Origin of the sequence: Cellulomonas fimi, from assembly GCF_028583725.1 — a bacterium.
In the GTDB taxonomy this organism is placed as follows: Bacteria; Actinomycetota; Actinomycetes; order Actinomycetales; family Cellulomonadaceae; genus Cellulomonas; species Cellulomonas fimi_B.
In genome coordinates, this window is sequence record NZ_CP110680.1 from 1,914,632 (window position 1) to 1,933,116 (window position 18,485).

Genomic DNA, 18,485 nt, shown 5'->3' on the forward strand with positions numbered 1-18,485 from the left:
TGCACGGGGTCGACGGGCTCGGCACGGACGTCGGCCCGACGGAGCAGCCGATTCACAGGTCGGCTTCGACCCCGGGGCCGGGTGAGATCTGGCAGGGTGTCCGAGGTGACCGCAGACGAGCGAGGGCTCGACCTGTATGGCGAGTCGACCGTCGTGGTCGAGGGCGCCGTCGAGGCGCGAGGTTGCCGCGTGCGCGTCAGGCGGTCGGGGGGCGCCCTGTGCACGGTCGTCGACGCAGGGCGGACGGCGGAGCGGACGAGCACCGGACCGTTGACGCGCGACCTGCTCATGGGGTTGCTCCCGTCAGGTCCGGGCCTGACCGAGGTGCGGGCAGCGGCTGCCGCGCAGGATCTGGAACCGCCGGTCGTCCCCGAGGTCGTCGAGGCGTGGGTCGCGGGGACCGCAGCCGTGCTGGGTGCCGTCGGGCGGGGCGCGGACGGACGGCGCGACGGCGAGCTCCGCGTCACGACGCTCGTGGGCGTGCGCCGGGCACTCGCGTGGTCGAGCCAGGGACGTGTCTTCAGGACGGTCGCCACGCCGTTCTGCCGGGTCCGCGTCACGGTCCACGGGGGCGGCGTGAGCGGAGTCGAGTCCTGGAGCGGAGACGTGCTCCCCGACGTCGCGACCGCGGAGAGCCTCGGGGCCGCGGCGGTCGCGCGACGTTCGGACCTCGCCCACGCGGTGCCGGTGCCGACGACCCGCGCCGACGTGGTGCTGTCCGGGCGCGCCGCGGGCTACCTGGTGCACGAGGCGATCGGGCACGCGCTCGAAGGGACCCGGGCGAGCGCCGGCCACGCCGTACGGCGGGCCGGCGGTCGCCGTCTCGACCCGATGCTCACGGTGGTGGAGGACGCGCGCTCTCCGCAGGCATGGGTTCCCGCGCGGTACGACGACGAGGGGACCTCCACGGGGCCCGTGGTCCTCGTCGCCGAGGGCGCGGTCGTCGACACGCTGACGGTGTCGCGCGAACGCTCCTTGAGTGGCGCGCACCGCGGTGGCAACGCCCGGCGTTCGGGCCTGTCGGGAGCCCGTCCGCGGATGCGCCACACCATCCTGGCGCCGGGTGCCGACGACGCGGATCAGGTGATGGCGTCCGTCCGTACCGGGATCTACGTCGACGAGGTGGACTACGCGTCGGCGGACCCGCGCGACGGAGACTTCAGTCTTCGTGTCGAGCGCGCGCGGCTCATCGACCGGGGCGTGCTCGGTCCGCCGCTGCGGACGCACTTCCTGCGTGGTTCCGTCGCGGCCCTCGAGCACGTCGAGGCGCTCGGGTCGGACGTCTCCGTGGACCGCGGGATGTGCGGTCGGGGCGGCCAGTGGGTCCCTGTGTCCTACAGCGCCCCGACCCTGCGGCTGGGAGCGCTCTCGGTGGTGGGTGAGGCGGATGCCTGACGGACTCCTCGCCTGGCCCCCCGCCCTCGACACGCTCGACGGCCTCGTCGCCGACGCCCGGCTCGGCGAGGTGATCGAGGCGTTCGCACGCGTCGTGGCGATGCACGTCGTGGTGCGGACGGGGCAGGGGGCACTCTCGACCCAGGAGCTCGTCACGGCGAGCGTCGACGTCGTGAGCCATGCCGAGGGACGTGCGGGGGCCGCTTCGACGGACGGCCTGGACCACGGAACGCTCCGGGAGGCGCTCGGCGATGCCCGACGTGCGCGGACGGCGTGCGACCTGCCCGCTCCGCCGCCCTCACCGACCGTGGCGGCCCCCGGCTTCGTCTCGGTCACCGACGCGCCCAGCGAGCTCGAGCGCCTCGACGCGCTCGCACGCGAGCTCGCCGCCGACGACGTGCGCGTCACGGTGGGCGAGACGTCGCGCCACGTGCGCCGCACCCTGTCGGTGCAGGGCGGCGCGTCGTACGCCACGCGGGAGGTCCAGACGCATCTCGTGGTGACGTCGGGGGCCGCCGCCGGTGCGCAGACCGCGACCGTGACGAGGTCGCTCGCCGAGGTCGACGTCGCGGCCCTGCGTCACGCGCTCGACGACGCCCGGCGCCGGCGCACCGCCGGTGGCGCCGCGCCGGCCGGGTCCGGGGGATCGACGTCCGCGGACCCGGGGGCGGCGGTCGAGTGGGTGCTCCTCGCCCCCCGTGCGGCGGCGCGGTTGCTCTCGTGGGTGGTCCCCGTCCTCGCGACGCTCGAGGTCGCCGGGGTCGCGCCCGGGACCCGTGTCGGCGAGCTGGGTCTGGCGATCGTCGACGACCAGAGCAGCGACCACCCGAACGGGCACGCGTTCGACGACCTCGGCATCCCCGGACGAGTGGTGGAGCTCGTGTCCGGCGGCGTGTTCCGCACCGGGCTCCGCGCGTCGCCGGTCGGCGAGGAGTCGACGTCGAGCGCCGTGCGGGGGGAGAACCTGACGGCGGCTCCGGCGTTCTGCCGGCTGTCGCCGACGACGGAGCGGCTCGTCGTCCCGCGTGGTCGAGGACTCGTCGTCGACGACCTGTCGGTGCTGCACGGGGTGGCCGACGTCGCGGCCGACGCCGCGATGTTCGAGCTGAGAGGCACGACGACCGGTGCGGACTGTGCCGAGGCGCCGGCGCGCTACCTGTGGTCCGCGACCGTTCTCGACGTCCTGGCAGCCGTGCGTGAGGTGGAGAAAGAATCACGCACGTACCGGTATCGCGGCCTCTATGGTGGTGCACGGACCATTCTCCGGCCCGATCCCGGACGTCTGAAGCCGTATGTGACCGGGTCGCGACGACCGGCCGGAGAATAGCCGCCGGAAATCAGGGCGTGCGGAGCCGAAAAAAGGGGGCAGGGTGCAGGGCGAGAATGCGGACCAGGCGATACCGGCCATTGAGGTCGTCGATCTGACACGTGACTTCACGGTCGCGGGCGGGACGGTGCGTGCGCTCGACCACGTGTCGTTCTCGGTGCCCGCGGGCCAGTGCGTCGCCGTGCTCGGGGTCAACGGTGCGGGCAAGACGACGCTCGCCAAGATCCTGTCGACACTGCTCCTCCCGACGTCCGGCACGGCGCGCGTGCACGGGCACGACGTCGTCGCCCGCACCGCCGAGGCGCGCGGGCTGGTGTCCGTCGTGCTCGGCGGTGACCGCGGGCTCTACTCGATGCTCACGGGCGCGGAGAATCTTGCGTACTGCGGGATGCTCGCCGGCGTCCGCCGGCAGGAGCGGCGGTCACGGGTCCGCGCGCTCCTGCGTCAGGTCGGGCTGAGCGAGGCGGCGGACCGCCGGGTCGAGACGTACTCGAAGGGCATGAAGCAGCGTCTGCACATCGCGGCGGGCCTCATCGCCGAGCCGCGCGTCCTGCTGCTCGACGAGCCGACGGTCGGTCTCGATCCCAACGAGGCTGCCCGCCTGCGCGAGCAGATCGCCGCGCTGCGGGTCGACGGCGTCACCATCCTCCTCACCAGCCACTACCTCGTGGACGTCGAGCGGCTCGCCGAGCGCGTCCTCATGGTGCGCGCGGGACGCGTCACGCATGACATGGGGGTGCGCGAGTTCGCCGAGTCGGTCGGCTACGCGGCGACGGTGCGCATGACGGTCGCGGGCGACCTGCCGACGTCGCTCGTCGACGCCGTCTCGGCCGTGCCCGGGGTCAAGGCGGCGTCCGGGGAGCCGTCCTCCGGCGGCCGGGAGACGGTGCTGACCGCGCTCGTCGAGCGCTGGGACCCGTTCGTGCTCACCGCGCTGGGTGCGGCACTGGGCCGCGCTGAGCTCGTGGACATGACGGTGCGGGAGGCGAGCCTGGACGAGGCGTTCGCGGCGATGAGCGAGGTCACAGGGTGAGCGGCACCGCTCTCGACAGTGGCGCGCAGCTCGTGCCGAGGAGGCCGTCGGCGCCGGACGCCGTCGTCGCGTCGGCTGTCATGCAGGTCCGGCAGAACCTGGTCCACCCGATGACGTTCGCCGCGGGCGTGCTGAACCCGCTCATGTTCCTCGCGATCGTGGTCGTCCCGCGCGAGGAGCGTCTGTCCGGCGCCGACGTGACGGCCGTGCTCTCCGGGGTGACGCTGGCCACGTTCTGGGCCGCGTGCGTCTGGGGCGGTGTCGGGATCCTGCGCCGCGAGCGCTGGAGCGGGACGTTCTACCGCTCGGTGACCGCGGTGCAGGACGCGCGCTGGGTGCTGCTCGGGAAGGTCGCCGGCGCGACCGCCCTCAACCTCGTCGTGGTCCTCGCGAGCCTCACCGCAGGAAGCCTGGTGCTCGGCCTCCGCCCCGAGGTGGAGCACCCGGCTGCCCTCCTGCTCGGCTTCGCGGCCACGGTGGTCTCGGGCACCGCGGCCGCGCAGCTCGTCGGCTCCCTGCTCGTGGTGACGCGGTACGGCGTCGCGCTCTCGAACGCCATCAGCACGCCCGTGATGCTGCTGGGCGGCACGATCCTGCCCCTGACGTTCCTCGTGCCGCCGGCCCGGTGGCTCTCCCGGACCATCAGCCTGTCGTGGCTGCAGGACTTCCTCGCCTCGGCGGCGACGGGGCCCGTGGCCTGGTGGGCGTTGGGCGGGGCCGCCGTCACGACCACGGTGTACGCGGTCCTCGGCTGGAGGCTGCTCACGACGATGGTCGACCGCGCACGGAGGGAGGCGACCCTTGACCTCTTCTGACCGGCGCTCGGCAGTCGCGGACCCCGTCGCGGGGGTCGCCGGCCCGGCAGGTGACCGGCGTGCACCCGCTGCGGACTGGCTCGGAGCCACGCTGCAGGTGGGATGGCTCCTGTTCAGGCGTGAGAACCCCTGGCGACCGGTGGTGCTGACGAGCCAGTTCCGCATCGTGGCGGAGTGCCTGCTGTTCACGCTCCTCGGCGTCGTGGCGGGCGGACGGGCGGGCGGCGACTACTCCTTCGTCGGCGCGGTGTTCCTCGCGAGCACCTACTACACCGTGTCCATGATCTCCGACGTCCCGATGCGTGACCGGATGGAGGGCACGTATCCGCAGCTCTCGCGTGCGGGTCGCGCGCCGTACCTGACGTTCGTGGTGCGGAGCCTGCCCGTGGTCGGTGCCGGTGCGGTCGCCGCGGTGGTGGCGGGCGTCGTGGTCGGCGCGGTCACCGGCCGCCTGGACATCCTCGTGGCGATGGCGCCCGGCATCCCGCTGCTGGTCGCGGCGTGCGTGAGCGGTGGCGCGGTCGGGCTGTTCGTCATCGCCCCGGCGATCGGCACCCGGTACGACGCGCTCACCTACAACACGATGACCGCGCTGATCGTGGTCTTCTCGGGGGCGCTCATCCCGACCGGCCGCCACGGCGTCCTCGACGCCCTGGGGGGCGTCCTGCCGCTCCACCACGCGATCGCCGGGAGCCGGGCGGCGATGGACGGGCAGCCATGGGGTGCCTCCCTGCTCGCGGAGCTCGCCGTGGCGGCGGGGTGGGCGCTGGTCGCCGCGTTCACCTACCACGCCATGGACCGACGGGGCCGGACGACCGGCCGCGGTGCCTTCTCCTCGTGACCGCGACGGAGCGGTCCGCTCCTGACCCTTGCGCGCCACGAACGCCGTTTGCTATAGCGCCGCCCCTGATGTCATCGAAATCACTCAAACTGTCGCAGAAGGGTTGACTCGTCGAGGGCGACGGTTCTAGGTTCGGGGTGCTTCCAAATCAGGCGAAATCCGACCTGGACGATCTTTGTCCTGGTCCGCGGAAGCGGCGCTCTTCTCACGATTTTCTCATGCACTTTCCCCTCACAATGCAAAGGTGCGTCTCCATGGGTGATCCGATCGTCGAGCACATCAACAACGACAAGTTCGGCACGCCGGACGCCGAGAAGTACTGGTGGCACCACGCCTTCATCTTCAGGTGCTCGAGCACGATCCACCCCGTGCTCCACCTCACGACCCTCACCACGCCCGACGGCAAGATGACGGTCTGCCCGGTGAGCGGTGACGAGGACGGACCCAATCTCGAGCAGGCGATCGCGGTCGCGAAGCGGCTCGCGTTCGAGGGTGCGAACAAGATCGACCTCTGCTCGGGCTTCAACGCGAAGCTCGCGAAGGCGATCCAGGAAGCGGTGGGCGACAGCTCGAAGGTCGCGGTGTCCATCCGCGCCAACGAGTTGTGACCGACGACGCACACGTACATCTCGAGGCGTCCCTCCGGCTCCAGCGCGAGCGGACGGGCAGCGACGTCGGTGAGCAGGTGCTGCAGTCGCTGCTGACGGACCTGCTCACCGAGTCGGCTCGGAGTGGCGCCGACCGGGTCGGACTCCGGTACAACCCCAGCCGCTGGGCGTCGCGTGGTGTGGACCGCGACGCCCAGCTCGCTGTGCTCCGCCGCGCAGCGGACGAGGCAGTGCGGGATCACGGCGTCCGGCTCGACGTGTACGCGACGCTCAAGCGCGAGTCCGGGGAACGCGAGCTGCGGGAGAACGTCGAGACGGCTCTCGCCGGCGCGGCGGTCACGTTCCGGGGGATCGACGTCTCGCGGTCGTACGACGTGACGGACTCGAACTCGCGGCCGGTACCCGCACCGCTGACGGGCGGGCTCCTCGGGCTCGTGCGCGAGGCGACCGATCGTGGGCTGGAGGCCGCGGCCCACCTCGGCTGGTACGACGACGCGGACGACCTCGGTCCTCTCCTGGCAGCCGGTGTCCGTCGCATCGGTCACGGGTCGCCCCTGATCGACCGCGCCGAGTGGGACGCCCGGCTGGCGGACGCGCGCGCGACGGTGGAGGTCTGCCCCACCGCCTTCGTGCGACGGTCCGGGCGCCCGGTCCGTGATCTCCCCGTCGGACGGTGGCTCGACGCCGGGATCCGCATCGACGTCGGCACGGACCATCCGCTGGCTCTGCGCACGGACCTCGCCGAGGAGGTGCGGCGCATGACGCTGGCGCACCCCGCGTGGGTGCCGGTGCCCGCCGGGCCGCGCACGAGTCCGGCGGCCTCCGCGTGACCGCGGTCGTCCCGGACGGGACGTCGCTCGGGCCCGGGGCACGTCGACCTGGACGACGCCTGGACCTGCTACTTCGAGAAGATGGGTCACGACGATGAGGATCGGTCTGCCGAAGGGGCGCTTCGAGGCCCTCAGCCGACGTCTCATGGCGAACCTCGGCGTCAGCGGCGACGACTCCTCGCCGCTGCGGTTCCGGGCAGCCGGGTGCGACGTCCTGCTGCTCAAGGCGCGCGACATCCCCCCGCTGGTGGCGTCGGGACGACTCACGGCAGGAGTCGCACCGTCGGAGCTGACCCGGGAGACGGGGGCAGGTTGCCGCGCGGTGGCGACGGTCTCCGGCTACTCGGCGCGCGTGAGCCTCCTCGTGCCCGCCGGTGCCGGGCTGGACCTGGCCGGTGGGACCGTCGACCGGTTGTGCGTCGCCACGGAGTTCCCCCGGATCGCCGAGGAGTACCTGCGGCCCCTGGTCGACGACCTCACGATCCTGCACGTCTACGGCTCGGCCGAGGCGTTCGCGCCCAGCCTCGCCGACGCCGTCGTGGACTGCGTCGAGACGGGGAGCACGGCGCAGGCCCATCAGCTCGACGAGGTCCGGGTCCTGCACGACTGCTCGCTGGAGGTGATCGTCGGCGCCCGCTGGTCGGAGGGCACGGCTGACCTGTCCGCGTTGCTGCGTGCGTGCGCCGCGATGTCCGACGAGGCGGCGCCGTCCCCGGACGATCGCTGCTCCGAGCAGGAGCACGGCTCTGCGCCGTCGGCGACGATCGGCCTGCACAGCCAACCTCCGTACCTGCGCGCCGCGTGCCTCCCGCTCCTGCGGGACGGCACGCCGACCGAGTTCGAGGGGCTGGGCGTCGTCGCGCCGGTCGAGCCCCGCGTGGCCGTCCCTCCCTACCTCGTGATGTGGGACCGCACGACCCGTCTGCGCGTCCCGCAGGGCGTGGGCGTCGGTGGTGTGACGACGGCGTTCGAGGCGTGGCTGCAGGCCGGCCACCTGCGCACCCAGGCCCCCGACCTCTTCGCGCTCCTGTGCCTGATGAGCGTGTGGGACGACCTCGTCCGCGAGACAGGGCTGATGACCGGACGCGTGTACTTCGCGTCCGAGACGGCCGTCGCGCGCCTGCACGTGCACGCCGGGCTCGACGAGCCGTCGGCGGAGCACCTGGACCGGCTGCTCCTGGAGGCGCAGTCGCTCGAGCTCATCTACCGGTTCCCCGTCGCGTTCAAGTTCCGCGGTACCTACGGAGGCGAGCACCAGTGCCGCCTCAACGGATGGGGTCGCCGGCTCGTGCAGCGCGCGCTGGTGGACCCGGTCAGCGCGGCCACCGCTGCGGAGTGGTCACGCGCCCTGCGGACCCACCTCGACGACCATCGGGACGTGTACCAGTCGCACATCGACTACGTCGGCTCCCAGGGACTCGCGTTCGCGCCCGTCGACTCGTGGGAGCGTTCGGGTGCGCTCCCGGTCCCGCTGCTTCTCTAGCCAGGAGGTACATCGTGAGAACACTCGGAGCGCACGGGCCGACGATCTCGCCGGTCGGGCTCGGCGGCTGGCAGGCCGGAGGCGGTCGCACGTGGGGGCCGAACTCGAGCGACCGCGAGGTGGTCTCGGCGCTGCGGACCGGCTTCGACGCAGGCGCCGACTGGATCGACACGGCGGAGGTGTACGCCCAGGGCCGGTCGGAGGAGATCGTCGGTCGCGCCGTCGCGCCGTACCCGGACGTGCGCGTCTTCACGAAGGTCGGTCCGCAGCCGGACGGCACCGGCGTCCGGGCAGCCGAGGTGGTGCGTGCCGCCGAGGGGAGCCTGCGCCGGCTGGGACGCGACGTCCTCGACCTCTACCAGGTCCACTGGCGCGACCACGAGGTGCCCATCGAGGAGACGTGGACGGCCATGCTCGGCCTCGTCGACCGTGGGCTCGCCCGGTGGGTCGGCCTGTCGAACGTCACCCGTGAGGACCTCGACGCCTGCGCACGGATCGGGCACGTCGACTCGCTCCAGATCCAGGGTTCGCTGCTGCACCGCTCGGAGCTCGACTGGGCGCTCCCGCGGTGCGCGGAGCTGGGCACGGGCGTGATCTGCTACGGACCGCTGGCGTACGGGCTCCTCGGGGGCCACCGCGACGGGGGGTACACGGACTGGCGCTCCGGGGGATACGGCATGGACGACTTCTTCGTGGAGGAGAACTTCCACCGGTTCTTCGCCGACGACGTCACCGCCGAGGTCGGCCTCGCCGTGTCCCGGGTCGAGGCCGGAGCGGCCGAGCTCGGGCTGACGGCCGCGCAGGCGAGCCTGGCCTGGCTGCTCGCCCAGCCCGGGGTGACGGGTGTCATCGCCGGCTCGCGCAATCCCGCGCACATCCTCGAGAACGTCTCCGCGGGGTCCGTGACGCTGACGCCCGAGCAGCTGGTGGCGCTCGAGCAGGGGAGCGTGGTCGCGCGATGACGCCCGACACCGCCGCGCTCACGCTCGAGGGAGCCGGCGTCAGCCGGTCACGTGCGGACGAGCTGCTCTCCCGGGTCATGCCCCTGCTGGCCTCGACCGACACCGAGCACCGTGTGGTCGACGCGCCGCCCTTCGCGGCCGCCGTGAGCATCGGGGACCGCGTGATCGTGGCCACGACCGACGGGGTCGGCACCAAACGCAGCCTCATGCGGGGCCGCATGCGCGACCTGGGCCGCGACCTCGTCGCGAACAACGTCAACGACGTCGCCGCCCTGGGTGCGCGGCCCCTGGCCTTCCTCGACTACCTGTCGTGCGGGGCGCTCGGGCTCGAGTGGGCCCAGGACCTGCTGGAGGGCATGGTCACGGCGTGCCTCGACGCGCGCTGCATCCTCCTCGGAGGAGAGACCGCGGAGCACCCCGGGATCCAGTCGCCCTCGGAGATCGACCTCGCCGGGTTCGCGTTCGGGATCACGACGCGCGACCGGCTCGTCACGGGGCACCGGTGCCTGCCGGGGGACGTCCTCGTCGGCATCGGCTCGGCGGGACCGCACGCGAGCGGCTTCTCGCTCATCAGGCACGCGCACGCGCGAGCCGGCGCCGTCGTGCCGGACGACTTCCTGGCGCCCACGACGATCTACAGCACGGCCGTCGCCGACCTGTGCGAGGAGGGCGTGGTCGGGGCCCTGGCCAACATCTGTGACGGCGGCCTCACCGAGAACGTCGTGCGCGGCTTGCCCGCGCACCTCGGTGTCCGGATCGACACCGCAGGATGGCCCGTACCCGACTGGGTGTCGCGCCTGCAGCACCTCGGCTGTGCCCTTCCGGAGCTGCGCCGGAGCGTCAACATGGGCATCGGCTACGTCGTCGTCGTGAGGTCCTCCGACGTGGAGGGGGTCGTCCGGGCGCTCCACGGCCACGGTCTGGCGGCGTGGCGCATCGGAGAGGTGACGCCCGTGGAGGCGTCGGGGCGGGTCGTCTATGCGTGAGACCGTGGTGCCGCCGACCCTCGGCCTGCTCCGCCAGGCGGACGACGTGGCTCGGCGCGAGCTCACGGCACGTCGTGGCGAGCTGACGGTCGGCCTGTCGAGCAACGACGACCGCGTCGTCGACTGGCCGGTGTCGTACCTGGCTCCCGCGTGCACGTTCGAGGAGGGCGTGAGCCGGGCGGCGACAGGCGTCGTCTGCGTCGTGGACCACGACCTGCACGGGCGGCTCCGCAGCGTCCTGGCCGGACTCCCGGGGACGACCGCCTCGACCTACGAGGGTCGTCGCGTGTGGCGCACGGATCTCGGCCCGGCGCACGTCGCGCTCGCCTATGTCGACGGCCCGGGCGTCTGTGCCGTCGACCTCGCCCGCCGACGCGTGCGCTACGTGACGCCGGACGTCTCCGACGCGAGGTTCGAGGCCGCGCGCCTCGTCCGTGAGGTGCTGCGCCGCCAGGGTGAGCACCGCGGCGAGGTGACCATCCACGCCGGAGCGGTGCGCCTCGACGGGCGGGTCTGGGTCATCCCGGGCGCGAAGGGCGCCGGCAAGACCACGACCGTGTGCGCGATGCTCGAGCACGCCGGGGCGGACTTCGTCGCGAACGACCGGGTCCACGTCTCGGCGCGGGACGGCGGGTACGTGGTCACGGCGTGGCCCATGACGACACGGATCGGGCTCGGGACCTGCCACGACTCCGCGCGGCTCAGGCCGTGGCTGCGCCCCACGACGCAGCCGGTGTACCCGCAGACCGGGTGGGACCCCGTGACCGGCCTCACCGACGCGGACCTCGCCGCGATGATCCCGGCGCGCGACGGCCCCAAGGTCGAGCTCACCACCGCGGAGCTCGTCGCCACGATGGGCTGCGGGGCCGCCGCGGGGGGGCCCGTCGCCGGGATCCTGATGCCGAGGCGTGACGGTCGGGCGACCGGCGTGTCGGCGCGGCGAGCGGACCTGGGCCGGACCGTCGACCTCCTGCTCGAGCAGGCCTTCACCCCGGACGACGACGCGTACCCGGACTGGCTCGGGCTGCGGACCCGGTCCGTCACCGACCTCGCGCGAGGTGCGGCGACGACGCTCGCGCGTCTCGCCGGGGACGTCCCGCGTGTCGAGGTGGAGTTCGCCGACGCCCGCTCGCTGGGGGCGCGCCTGCCCGACGTCCTGCGCACAGCGGAGTCCGGCCGAGAGGTGACGCACGGCGCCTGACGGCGTGACGTCGGGGCATGGTCGCTGCCGGGGGCGCGACGTCGCCGCGAGCGTGCCCGGGGGAGCGTCGGCTCCGCCCGGGCACGCCGCGGGCTCAGGTCAGCACTTCTCCATCGCCATCTCGTCGTCGACCTGGATCTCGAGGTCCATCCCCATCACCTCCTCTCCTCGAGCAGCGAGCAGGGGTCCACGGTGAGCGCCTGGATGGAACGCAGGTGCTCCACCGCAGCGTGGAAGTCGGCCTGCGGCATGGACGCGAACGCCTCGTCCTCGGCGCCGAGGCGGGCGAGGACGGCGTCCGCGGGCGATCCGTCGAAGGCTGACCAGATGCGGACGACGGGGCCGGAGACACGGAAGCCGCGATCGGGTCCCGCCAGACCCCACCCGTTGGAGAAGCGGATGGGACAGAACCAGGGGCTGGTGACGAGCGTCCCCGGCTCGGGCTCCCCGTCGGTCGTCGTGCCGCCGAGCGTCGACGACGACGGCTCGTCGAACCCGCTGAGGATCCCGTCCGCCATGAGGAGCGTCGCGGCCCGCAGTCGCGTGACCACTAGGCGCGTGACGTCCTCGGGCGAGGTGGGCAGGTCGCCGCGCGCGAGGAGGTCCCACATCGCTGCCACGCCCGTGCCGACCCCGGGTGTGCGTGCCAGGCGACGGTAGAGGAACTTCGGTCCGACGTAGAGGTCGTCGTGCGCCGTCAGGTACGCCTCGATGCCGTGCTCCAGCGCGAGCTCCGAGGAGCGCAGCGCCGTCCACGGGTCCCGGGAGGTGAGCGCACCGAGGACGTCCTCGGCGTACGAGCCGACCATCAGGGCGTGCCGGCCCAGCAGGAGCCGGCGGACCGCGGTCCGGCGCTCCTGGACGGGAGGCACCACGCCGTCGGCGTCGTGGAGGATCTCGGCGATCGCGAGGCGCACCGCGACACGCACGGCGTCCTCGGTCTGCTCGAGCTGCGTGCGGTCGTCGGACCGCGCGACGAACCCGGTGCAGGTGCTCACCGCGGCCGCGGCCGCGGCGGGCGTCATCAGGTTGATCTGGACCGTGTGCGGACCTCGACGGTACGCGCGGCTCTCGATGTCTCCGGCGTCGTCGACGACGTACACGTCGACGTCCGACCACGCGTGGCCCAGCCCTGCGGCGAGCGAGCCGCTGACGAAGACCAGACGTGGCCAGCGCTCGCCGAAGACGGAGTCGAGCACCGCACGCGCCGCGTCCAGGTGTTCCGCACCCAGGCCGACGTCCGGCGGGGCGGTCGGCTCGAGGCTCGGGAGCGTGGAGTTCGGTGACATGACGGCCTTCCTGTCGGGCGGCGAGCGGCTCGGACGGGACGAGGTGGGTCGGTGGCGCGGTCCGCGGCACCGAGGGACGGCCCGGTCCGGGGCGGGCAACCACCCCGTTCCCGCCGGCGACCTGCGACGCAGGCAGGCCCACGTGTGCGGATCGGCCGGGGGAAGTCACGGGTCGCGTCAGCTCCTCGGCGGCGCGGGGAAGGCCGGCGGGCACGACGGGGCGGTGGCAGGCGGCTGCGCAGTCGGCGGCGTCGGCGCACGCCCGTCGACGATGCGGGCGAGCGACGGGCGACCAGCAGCACGACGGTGAGCAGCGTCCCGGTCGGCTCGGCGCTCGTGCCTCACAGTCGGACCTCCCGTCGATCAGCGCGGGGGGCGTCAGCGCCCGCCTCGCGGCTCGTTCGGTGCACGGAGCGTCAGGCGACCCGGTGGGAGCGATCCCGACACGAGCCTTGCAGCCTGCCAGCAGGCGACATACCCGCGCAAGACGGTCGCGGCTTCCAGTGACGAACGGTGTTTACTCTCCCGAACCGTCCATTGACCGCACCTTCCGGAGGCGGCATCATCGAGCGCGGTCGCCGGGGGCGGCTGTCCGATCACCAGCATCCGCAGGCCACGGTCGACCGACGGAGCCCGACTGTCGCCTTCGCTGAACGGGAGACGACTGTGCGCCATCGCGACGGGGGCAGGCCGACCGAACCGGGGCTCGGGTGACGGCGGCCACGAGCCGCGCCACCGTGGAGCGCGGTGCGGCGCCTGCCGCGACCGGCCTCCTCTCGCGCTCCGCGTTCGCGCTGTTCTCGCCTCTGTGCGTCGCGAGCGGCCGGGTGCCGCGTGCCCTCGCCTGGCTCGAGGAGCGCGGCTTCGAGGTGGCGTGCACGCAGACGCTGCAGCTCGGTCGTGCGCACGTCGACGGTCTCTGGGAACGCCTCATCCCGACCGTCGCCCCGAGGCGCGTGCAGGTCGTCGCCGATGCCATGATGGCGGGGCCGTCGCTCCTCGTGGCGTTCCGTCACCCGGGCGCGGCGACGGCCGCCACCGCCCGCCTCCGCGCGCTCAAGGGGTCGGCCGACCCCGCGGCGCGTCCGGAGCACAGCCTGCGGACGCACCTCGGCGCACCGAACCTGCTGACGAGCCTCGTGCACACGCCCGACACGCCCGAGGACCTGGTCCGTGAGCTGGAGGTGCTCGTCCCCGGCGTCGACGAGCGCGAGGAGGTCTGGCGGGCCCTGGGTGACGGCGCGTCCGGCGGCCGCTCGATGCGGCCCGTCGTCCCGGGTGAGGTCCCGCCTCCACCGGTCGCGGCGTTCGTCGTCGGCGTCCGTCTCCGTGCGCGGCTGCTCGACCGGCTGCTCGACCGCTCGGCGCAGGGAGCGCTCCCAGCCCTCGGCGGCCTGGTCGAGGACATGGCCCGTGAGGTCGACCGTGAACGCGAGGCGGCCGAGCGGTCGGACCCGTTCGCCCCGCTGGCCGCCTTGGCTCGCCATCGGGAGACGCTCTCCCCACAGCGGCACCGGCTGGAGCACGCCCTGGGACCCGAGGGTCCGGCGAGCGCCGTCGACGAGCAGTGCCGACTCCTGAGCCGCGCGTACGCCGAGCTCGAGGCGATGGAGGAGGGCGAGCCGTTCGACCTCCCCCTGCTCACCGCGTGCCTCGACCGGACGGGGATTCCTCTCACCACGTGGGAACGCGTGGTGCTGGGATCGGAGTCGCTGACTCCCAGTCCGGCTCGTGCATGAGTTCACCGAGCGCCCTGGCGCTCGTCTCCCGCGGCAGTCCGGCGGACAGGTCTGCCGAGCTGCCGCGGGTGGGTCCGACAGCCGGGTGCCGGCTTCCGCACAGCAGACGGAGGATCATGCAGTCAACGTCAGAGCAGCTCCGCACGTCGAGGACGAGTGACGAGAGCGAGCCGGTCGTCCTCGTCGTCGGCGGGAGCCAAGGGATCGGTCGAAGCATCGGCCTGGCCTACGCCCGGCGTGGGGCCCGTGTGGTCGCGGTCGCCCGCACGGCCTCGGTCCTCGCGTCGCTGGCGGAGGACGCCGCGGCCGCAGGGCTGACCATGGGCACCCTCGCCGCCGACATCAGCGAGGACGGGGCGCCCGAGCAGGTCGTCGACGCCGTGGTCGACACCCATGGCCGCCTCGACAACGTCGTCTACGCCGCGGCGACGACGCGACGCAAGCCGAGCCTCACGGTGCCCCCCTCGGACTTCGTCGACGGCCTGCACGTCAACGCGACCGCCGCCTTCCTCACCGCGCAGGCCGCCGCTCGCCGCATGGTCGACACGGGCGGCGGGAGCATCGTGACCATCGGCTCGCTCAACGGCATGCGGGGGATGGCGGGCACGGCGATGTACAGCGCCGCCAAGGGGGCGCTCGTCTCGATGGCCCGGTGCCTGGCGGTCGAGTGGGCGCCGCTGGGCGTCCGTGTGAACGTGATCGTGCCCGGCTTCATCGAGACGGAGGCGCCCGGCAAGGCCTTCCGTGACCCGACCATCCGGGCCGAGATGCTCGCGCGGATCCCCATGGGCTCGTTCGGGACCCCGGACGACATCGCCGAGGCCGCGTACTTCCTGGGATCGCCGAGCGCGCGCTACGTCACCGGCCAGACGCTCGTGATCGACGGGGGAGCGGCCGCATGACCGGCCGGACCTCGGCCGTCGAGGCAGGCGTGGACGACCGCGCGACGTGGACCCCGGTCGACGACCTGGAGGCTCGCGCCGCCCAGCTCCGCACGCTCGTCCTCGAGATGGTGTGGTGCGCAGGGAGCGGACACCCGGGAGCGTCGTTCTCGGCCGCCGACATCGTCGCCGCCCTGTACTTCGACGTGCTCCGGCACCGGCCGGACGATCCTCGGTGGGCGGGCCGCGACCGGTTCCTGCTGAGCAAGGGCCACGCCGTTCCCGTCGTCTACGCCGCGCTGGCGGCGTCGGGCTACTTCCCGCTCGACGAGCTCCGCACGCTGAGGCGTCCGGGCAGCCGGCTCCCCGGACACCCGGACGTCTCCCGGCGCACTCCCGGCATCGAGATGTCGTCGGGATCCCTGGGGCAGGGGGTGTCGTTCGGGATCGGCGTCGCGCAGGCCGCCCGCATCCGGGGGCTCGACCATCGCACGTTCGTGCTCGTCGGCGACGGGGAGTGCAACGAGGGGCAGGTCTGGGAAGCGGCGCTCCTCGCCCCGCACTGGGGTCTCGACAGGCTCACGGTCGTCGTCGACAGGAACGACGCAGCGGTCGAGGGGCCGCGAGGCCCCATCTCCCCGCTCGGTGACCTGGCCGCGAAGTGGCGGTCGTTCGGCTGGGCCGTGGAGCAGATCGACGGCCACCGCATGCCCGAGGTCCAGGAGGCCCTGAGGTCGGCGGGCACCAGACGCGACGGGAAGCCGACCGCCATCATCGCGACCACGAGGAAGGGACACGGGTTGTCCATCATCGAGCAGAGCCCGACATATCACGCCGACCCCCTGCCCGACGAGGCGCTCCGGCAGGCGATCGCGACGCTGAGCCCCACCGGCTCGAGCTATCTGGACGTGCCGTGACGAGGTCGACGCGGGACGCGTTCGGCGAGGCGCTCGTGGCCCTCGCCGACGACGGTCTGGACTTCGTCGTTGTGGACGGTGGCGTCTCCGGAGCCGCCCGGACGGCTCCCTTCGAGGCCGCGTACCCCGACAGGTTCCTGAACTGCGGCATCTCGGAGCAGAACATGGTGAGCGTCGCGGCAGGGCTCGCGTGGTCCGGTGTGCCGGTGGTCGCCGCCTCCTTCGCCGCCTTCCTCATCAACCGGGCCTTCGACCAGATCCGGCTGCAGGTGGCGCAGCCGGGGCTGCGCGTGACTCTCGTCGGCTCGCACGCGGGCATCACGGCCGGGCCCGACGGGATCTCGGCGCACGCCATCGAGGACCTCGCCCTGGTCAGCGCACTGCCCGGGTTCTCGGTCGGTGTGCCCGTGGACGGCGCCGAGACGGCGTCGATGCTCCGCACGATGGTCACCGGCGACGGTCCGTCCTACCTGAGGGTCAGCAAGCACAAGACCCCGGTCGCCGTCAGCGAGCGGCCCTGCGCGGCCCCCGGTTCGCTGCGGGTGCTGCGCCCGGGGTCGGACGTCACGATCGTGAGCCACGGCGTCATGGTCCCGGTCGTCCTGGAGGCCGCCGAGCGGCTCGAGGCCGACAGTGTCTCCGTCGAGGTCGTCAACGCGCCGTGGGTGTCACCGTTCGACGAGGCGGCGCTCGCCGCCTCGGCCCGTCGCACCGGCTGCGTCCTGGTGGTCACCGAGCACCTGGGCGCGGGCGGGCTCGTCGGTGCCGTCACCGCCGCGCTGGCCCGACGGGCACCCGTGCCCGCCGACTGGGTGGCCGTGCCGGGCTACGCCGGATCCGCACCCGCGGGTGACCTCCTGAGGTCGACCGGGCTGACCGTCGACGACGTCGTGGACGCCGCGAGGTCGCTCCTCGCGCGCGCGTCCGGCGCGCCGGCGGCCCCCGCACACCACGAGCTCGAGCTCTCCGCTCTCGGCGGGGGCACCGCACCGGAGAGGACGTCATGACAGCCGTCGATCACGGGAAGGTGCGCTTCGGTCTCGTCGGCACCGGTCGGGGCACCAAGTTCGCGCGCATCGTCGGCCGAGTGCCGGGGGTCGAGCTCGTGTCCGTCCTCGATCCGGACCCGGAGAGCCGCGCGATCTTCCTCGAGGAGTTCCCCGACACGCGCACGGTCGAGCACTTCGAGGACCTGCTGGACGGGAGCGTCGACGCGGTCTTCCTGGCCTCGCCGCAGCAGTACCACGGTCCGCAGGCGGTCGCCGCGCTCGGCGCCGGCGTGCACGTGCTCAGCGAGATCCCCCCGGTCGTCAGCGTGGAGCAGGCGCGAGAGCTGGTCGGTGCGGTCCGCGGGAGCTCGGCGACGTTCATGGTCGCGGAGAACCACTGCTACATCCCCTCCAACCTCGTCGTCACCGAGATGGTGCGCGCGGGACTGTTCGGGGACATCCACTTCGCCGAGGGGGAGTATCTGTACGAGGTGCGCGACATGCAGCTCGACGGGCACGGCCGACCGAACTGGCGATCGTTCTGGCACGTCGGCAAGAACGGCATCACCTATCCGACGCACTCCCTGGGGCCGCTCCTCCAGTGGCTCGACACCCGGCTCGACTCGGTGATGACCGTGGGTGCCGGGCACTCCACGTCGCACGAGATGGACGACACGCTCCTCCTGGTCGGGAAGACGGTGAAGGACGCCGTCGTCACCATGCGCCTGGACCTCCTGTCGTACCGTCCCGCGGAGACGGCGTTCGTGGCGTTCCAGGGCAGTGCCGGTGCCTACGACTCCGGACGGGGTCCCTCGGACGCACCCCGCGTGTACCTCCACGGCCGCACCCCCGGCCGGGTGTGGGAGCCGCTCGACCAGTACGTGGACGAGTTCCGTCCGCGGCGCTACGCCGCGTTGTTCGAGGAGGCCAAGCTGTGGAAGTCGCCCTACGGACCGCTGCTCGACTTCGTCGACGCGATCACCCGGGGGACCACGCCCTCCTTCGACGTGTACCGCGGCCTGGACATGATGCTGCCCGGTGTCGTCTCGGAGACCGCCCGCGCGCAGGGGACGTGGACCTCCGTCCCGAACCCGCGCTTCTTCACCGACGGGATCGGTGTGGCGGCCGGGCGCGACTGGCCGTTGGCATGACCGCCGCACGGGGCGCCGCCCGTGTGGCGGTCGCGTCT

Annotated in this window: 17 protein-coding genes; 16 read left to right on the forward strand and 1 reads right to left on the reverse strand. The window is 73.1% G+C overall.

Annotated elements, in window-relative coordinates:
- The first annotated feature begins 270 nt into the window (after window positions 1–270).
- The 11 genes from OOT42_RS08785 (at window position 271) to OOT42_RS08835 (ending at window position 11,481) form a co-directional block, all read left to right on the forward strand.
- Window positions 271–1,395 (forward strand): TldD/PmbA family protein, encoded by a 1,125-nt coding sequence (locus tag OOT42_RS08785; RefSeq protein WP_273654487.1) that lies wholly within the window; start codon window positions 271–273, stop codon window positions 1,393–1,395.
- Window positions 1,388–2,722: a metallopeptidase TldD-related protein gene (locus tag OOT42_RS08790; protein WP_273654488.1), complete on the forward strand. Its 1,335-nt coding sequence runs from the start codon at window positions 1,388–1,390 to the stop codon at window positions 2,720–2,722. The genes OOT42_RS08785 and OOT42_RS08790 overlap by 8 nt, the downstream gene beginning before the upstream one ends.
- Before the next feature lie 127 nt (window positions 2,723–2,849).
- Complete coding sequence (locus OOT42_RS08795; RefSeq protein WP_273654489.1) at window positions 2,850–3,755, forward strand: ABC transporter ATP-binding protein; 906 nt, start codon at window positions 2,850–2,852, stop codon at window positions 3,753–3,755.
- Entirely contained in the window at window positions 3,752–4,570 is an 819-nt protein-coding gene (locus tag OOT42_RS08800; RefSeq protein WP_273654490.1) for an ABC transporter permease, read from the forward strand. Before OOT42_RS08795 ends, OOT42_RS08800 begins: the two co-directional genes overlap by 4 nt.
- 97 nt (window positions 4,571–4,667) lie before the next feature.
- The gene (locus tag OOT42_RS08805) at window positions 4,668–5,411 is read left to right on the forward strand and encodes a hypothetical protein (RefSeq protein WP_273654491.1); all 744 of its coding nucleotides are present in this window, start codon (window positions 4,668–4,670) and stop codon (window positions 5,409–5,411) included.
- Window positions 5,412–5,665: 254 nt separating this feature from the next.
- Window positions 5,666–6,019 carry a DUF6506 family protein gene (locus OOT42_RS08810; RefSeq protein ID WP_272728874.1) on the forward strand — a complete coding sequence of 118 codons (354 nt, stop codon included), beginning with the start codon at window positions 5,666–5,668 and terminating at the stop codon, window positions 6,017–6,019.
- Window positions 6,016–6,849 (forward strand): hypothetical protein, encoded by an 834-nt coding sequence (locus tag OOT42_RS08815; protein ID WP_273654492.1) that lies wholly within the window; start codon window positions 6,016–6,018, stop codon window positions 6,847–6,849. The genes OOT42_RS08810 and OOT42_RS08815 overlap by 4 nt, the downstream gene beginning before the upstream one ends.
- 94 nt (window positions 6,850–6,943) lie before the next feature.
- Window positions 6,944–8,332, forward strand: a complete 1,389-nt coding sequence (gene hisG, locus OOT42_RS08820; protein WP_273654493.1) for an ATP phosphoribosyltransferase — start codon at window positions 6,944–6,946, stop codon at window positions 8,330–8,332.
- Window positions 8,333–8,346: 14 nt separating this feature from the next.
- A complete protein-coding gene (locus OOT42_RS08825) occupies window positions 8,347–9,294 on the forward strand; it encodes an aldo/keto reductase (RefSeq protein ID WP_273654494.1) in 948 nt (315 codons plus the stop codon).
- Complete coding sequence (purM, locus tag OOT42_RS08830) at window positions 9,291–10,280, forward strand: phosphoribosylformylglycinamidine cyclo-ligase (RefSeq protein WP_273654495.1); 990 nt, start codon at window positions 9,291–9,293, stop codon at window positions 10,278–10,280. Before OOT42_RS08825 ends, purM begins: the two co-directional genes overlap by 4 nt.
- Window positions 10,273–11,481 (forward strand): hypothetical protein, encoded by a 1,209-nt coding sequence (locus OOT42_RS08835; RefSeq protein ID WP_273654496.1) that lies wholly within the window; start codon window positions 10,273–10,275, stop codon window positions 11,479–11,481. Before purM ends, OOT42_RS08835 begins: the two co-directional genes overlap by 8 nt.
- Window positions 11,482–11,636: 155 nt before the next feature.
- Here OOT42_RS08835 and OOT42_RS08840 read toward each other — a convergent pair whose 3' ends face one another.
- Entirely contained in the window at window positions 11,637–12,770 is a 1,134-nt protein-coding gene (locus OOT42_RS08840; RefSeq protein WP_273654497.1) for a hypothetical protein, read from the reverse strand.
- A gap of 710 nt (window positions 12,771–13,480) precedes the next feature.
- Between OOT42_RS08840 and OOT42_RS08845 the strand changes: the two genes are divergently transcribed.
- The 5 genes from OOT42_RS08845 (at window position 13,481) to OOT42_RS08865 (ending at window position 18,447) form a co-directional block, all read left to right on the forward strand.
- On the forward strand, window positions 13,481–14,509 hold the full coding sequence (locus tag OOT42_RS08845; protein WP_273654498.1) for a nucleoside-diphosphate kinase: 1,029 nt from the start codon (window positions 13,481–13,483) through the stop codon (window positions 14,507–14,509).
- Between the two features lie 116 nt (window positions 14,510–14,625).
- Window positions 14,626–15,411, forward strand: coding sequence for an SDR family NAD(P)-dependent oxidoreductase (locus OOT42_RS08850; protein WP_273654499.1), 786 nt, complete (start codon window positions 14,626–14,628; stop codon window positions 15,409–15,411).
- Window positions 15,408–16,307: a transketolase gene (locus OOT42_RS08855; protein ID WP_273654500.1), complete on the forward strand. Its 900-nt coding sequence runs from the start codon at window positions 15,408–15,410 to the stop codon at window positions 16,305–16,307. The genes OOT42_RS08850 and OOT42_RS08855 overlap by 4 nt, the downstream gene beginning before the upstream one ends.
- A complete protein-coding gene (locus OOT42_RS08860) occupies window positions 16,304–17,314 on the forward strand; it encodes a transketolase family protein (RefSeq protein ID WP_273654501.1) in 1,011 nt (336 codons plus the stop codon). Before OOT42_RS08855 ends, OOT42_RS08860 begins: the two co-directional genes overlap by 4 nt.
- Window positions 17,311–18,447 carry a Gfo/Idh/MocA family protein gene (locus tag OOT42_RS08865; protein WP_273654502.1) on the forward strand — a complete coding sequence of 379 codons (1,137 nt, stop codon included), beginning with the start codon at window positions 17,311–17,313 and terminating at the stop codon, window positions 18,445–18,447. Before OOT42_RS08860 ends, OOT42_RS08865 begins: the two co-directional genes overlap by 4 nt.
- Window positions 18,448–18,485: the final 38 nt, after the last annotated feature.

Coding starts and splice junctions, on each gene's coding strand:
- OOT42_RS08790 (WP_273654488.1), top strand. CDS start 1,388: ATGCCTGACGGACTCCTCGCCTGGCCCCCCGCCCTCGACACGCTCGAC.
- OOT42_RS08810 (WP_272728874.1), top strand. CDS start 5,666: ATGGGTGATCCGATCGTCGAGCACATCAACAACGACAAGTTCGGCACG.
- hisG (WP_273654493.1), top strand. CDS start 6,944: ATGAGGATCGGTCTGCCGAAGGGGCGCTTCGAGGCCCTCAGCCGACGT.
- purM (WP_273654495.1), top strand. CDS start 9,291: ATGACGCCCGACACCGCCGCGCTCACGCTCGAGGGAGCCGGCGTCAGC.
- OOT42_RS08835 (WP_273654496.1), top strand. CDS start 10,273: ATGCGTGAGACCGTGGTGCCGCCGACCCTCGGCCTGCTCCGCCAGGCG.
- OOT42_RS08840 (WP_273654497.1), bottom strand. CDS start 12,770: ATGTCACCGAACTCCACGCTCCCGAGCCTCGAGCCGACCGCCCCGCCG.
- OOT42_RS08850 (WP_273654499.1), top strand. CDS start 14,626: ATGCAGTCAACGTCAGAGCAGCTCCGCACGTCGAGGACGAGTGACGAG.
- OOT42_RS08855 (WP_273654500.1), top strand. CDS start 15,408: ATGACCGGCCGGACCTCGGCCGTCGAGGCAGGCGTGGACGACCGCGCG.
- OOT42_RS08865 (WP_273654502.1), top strand. CDS start 17,311: ATGACAGCCGTCGATCACGGGAAGGTGCGCTTCGGTCTCGTCGGCACC.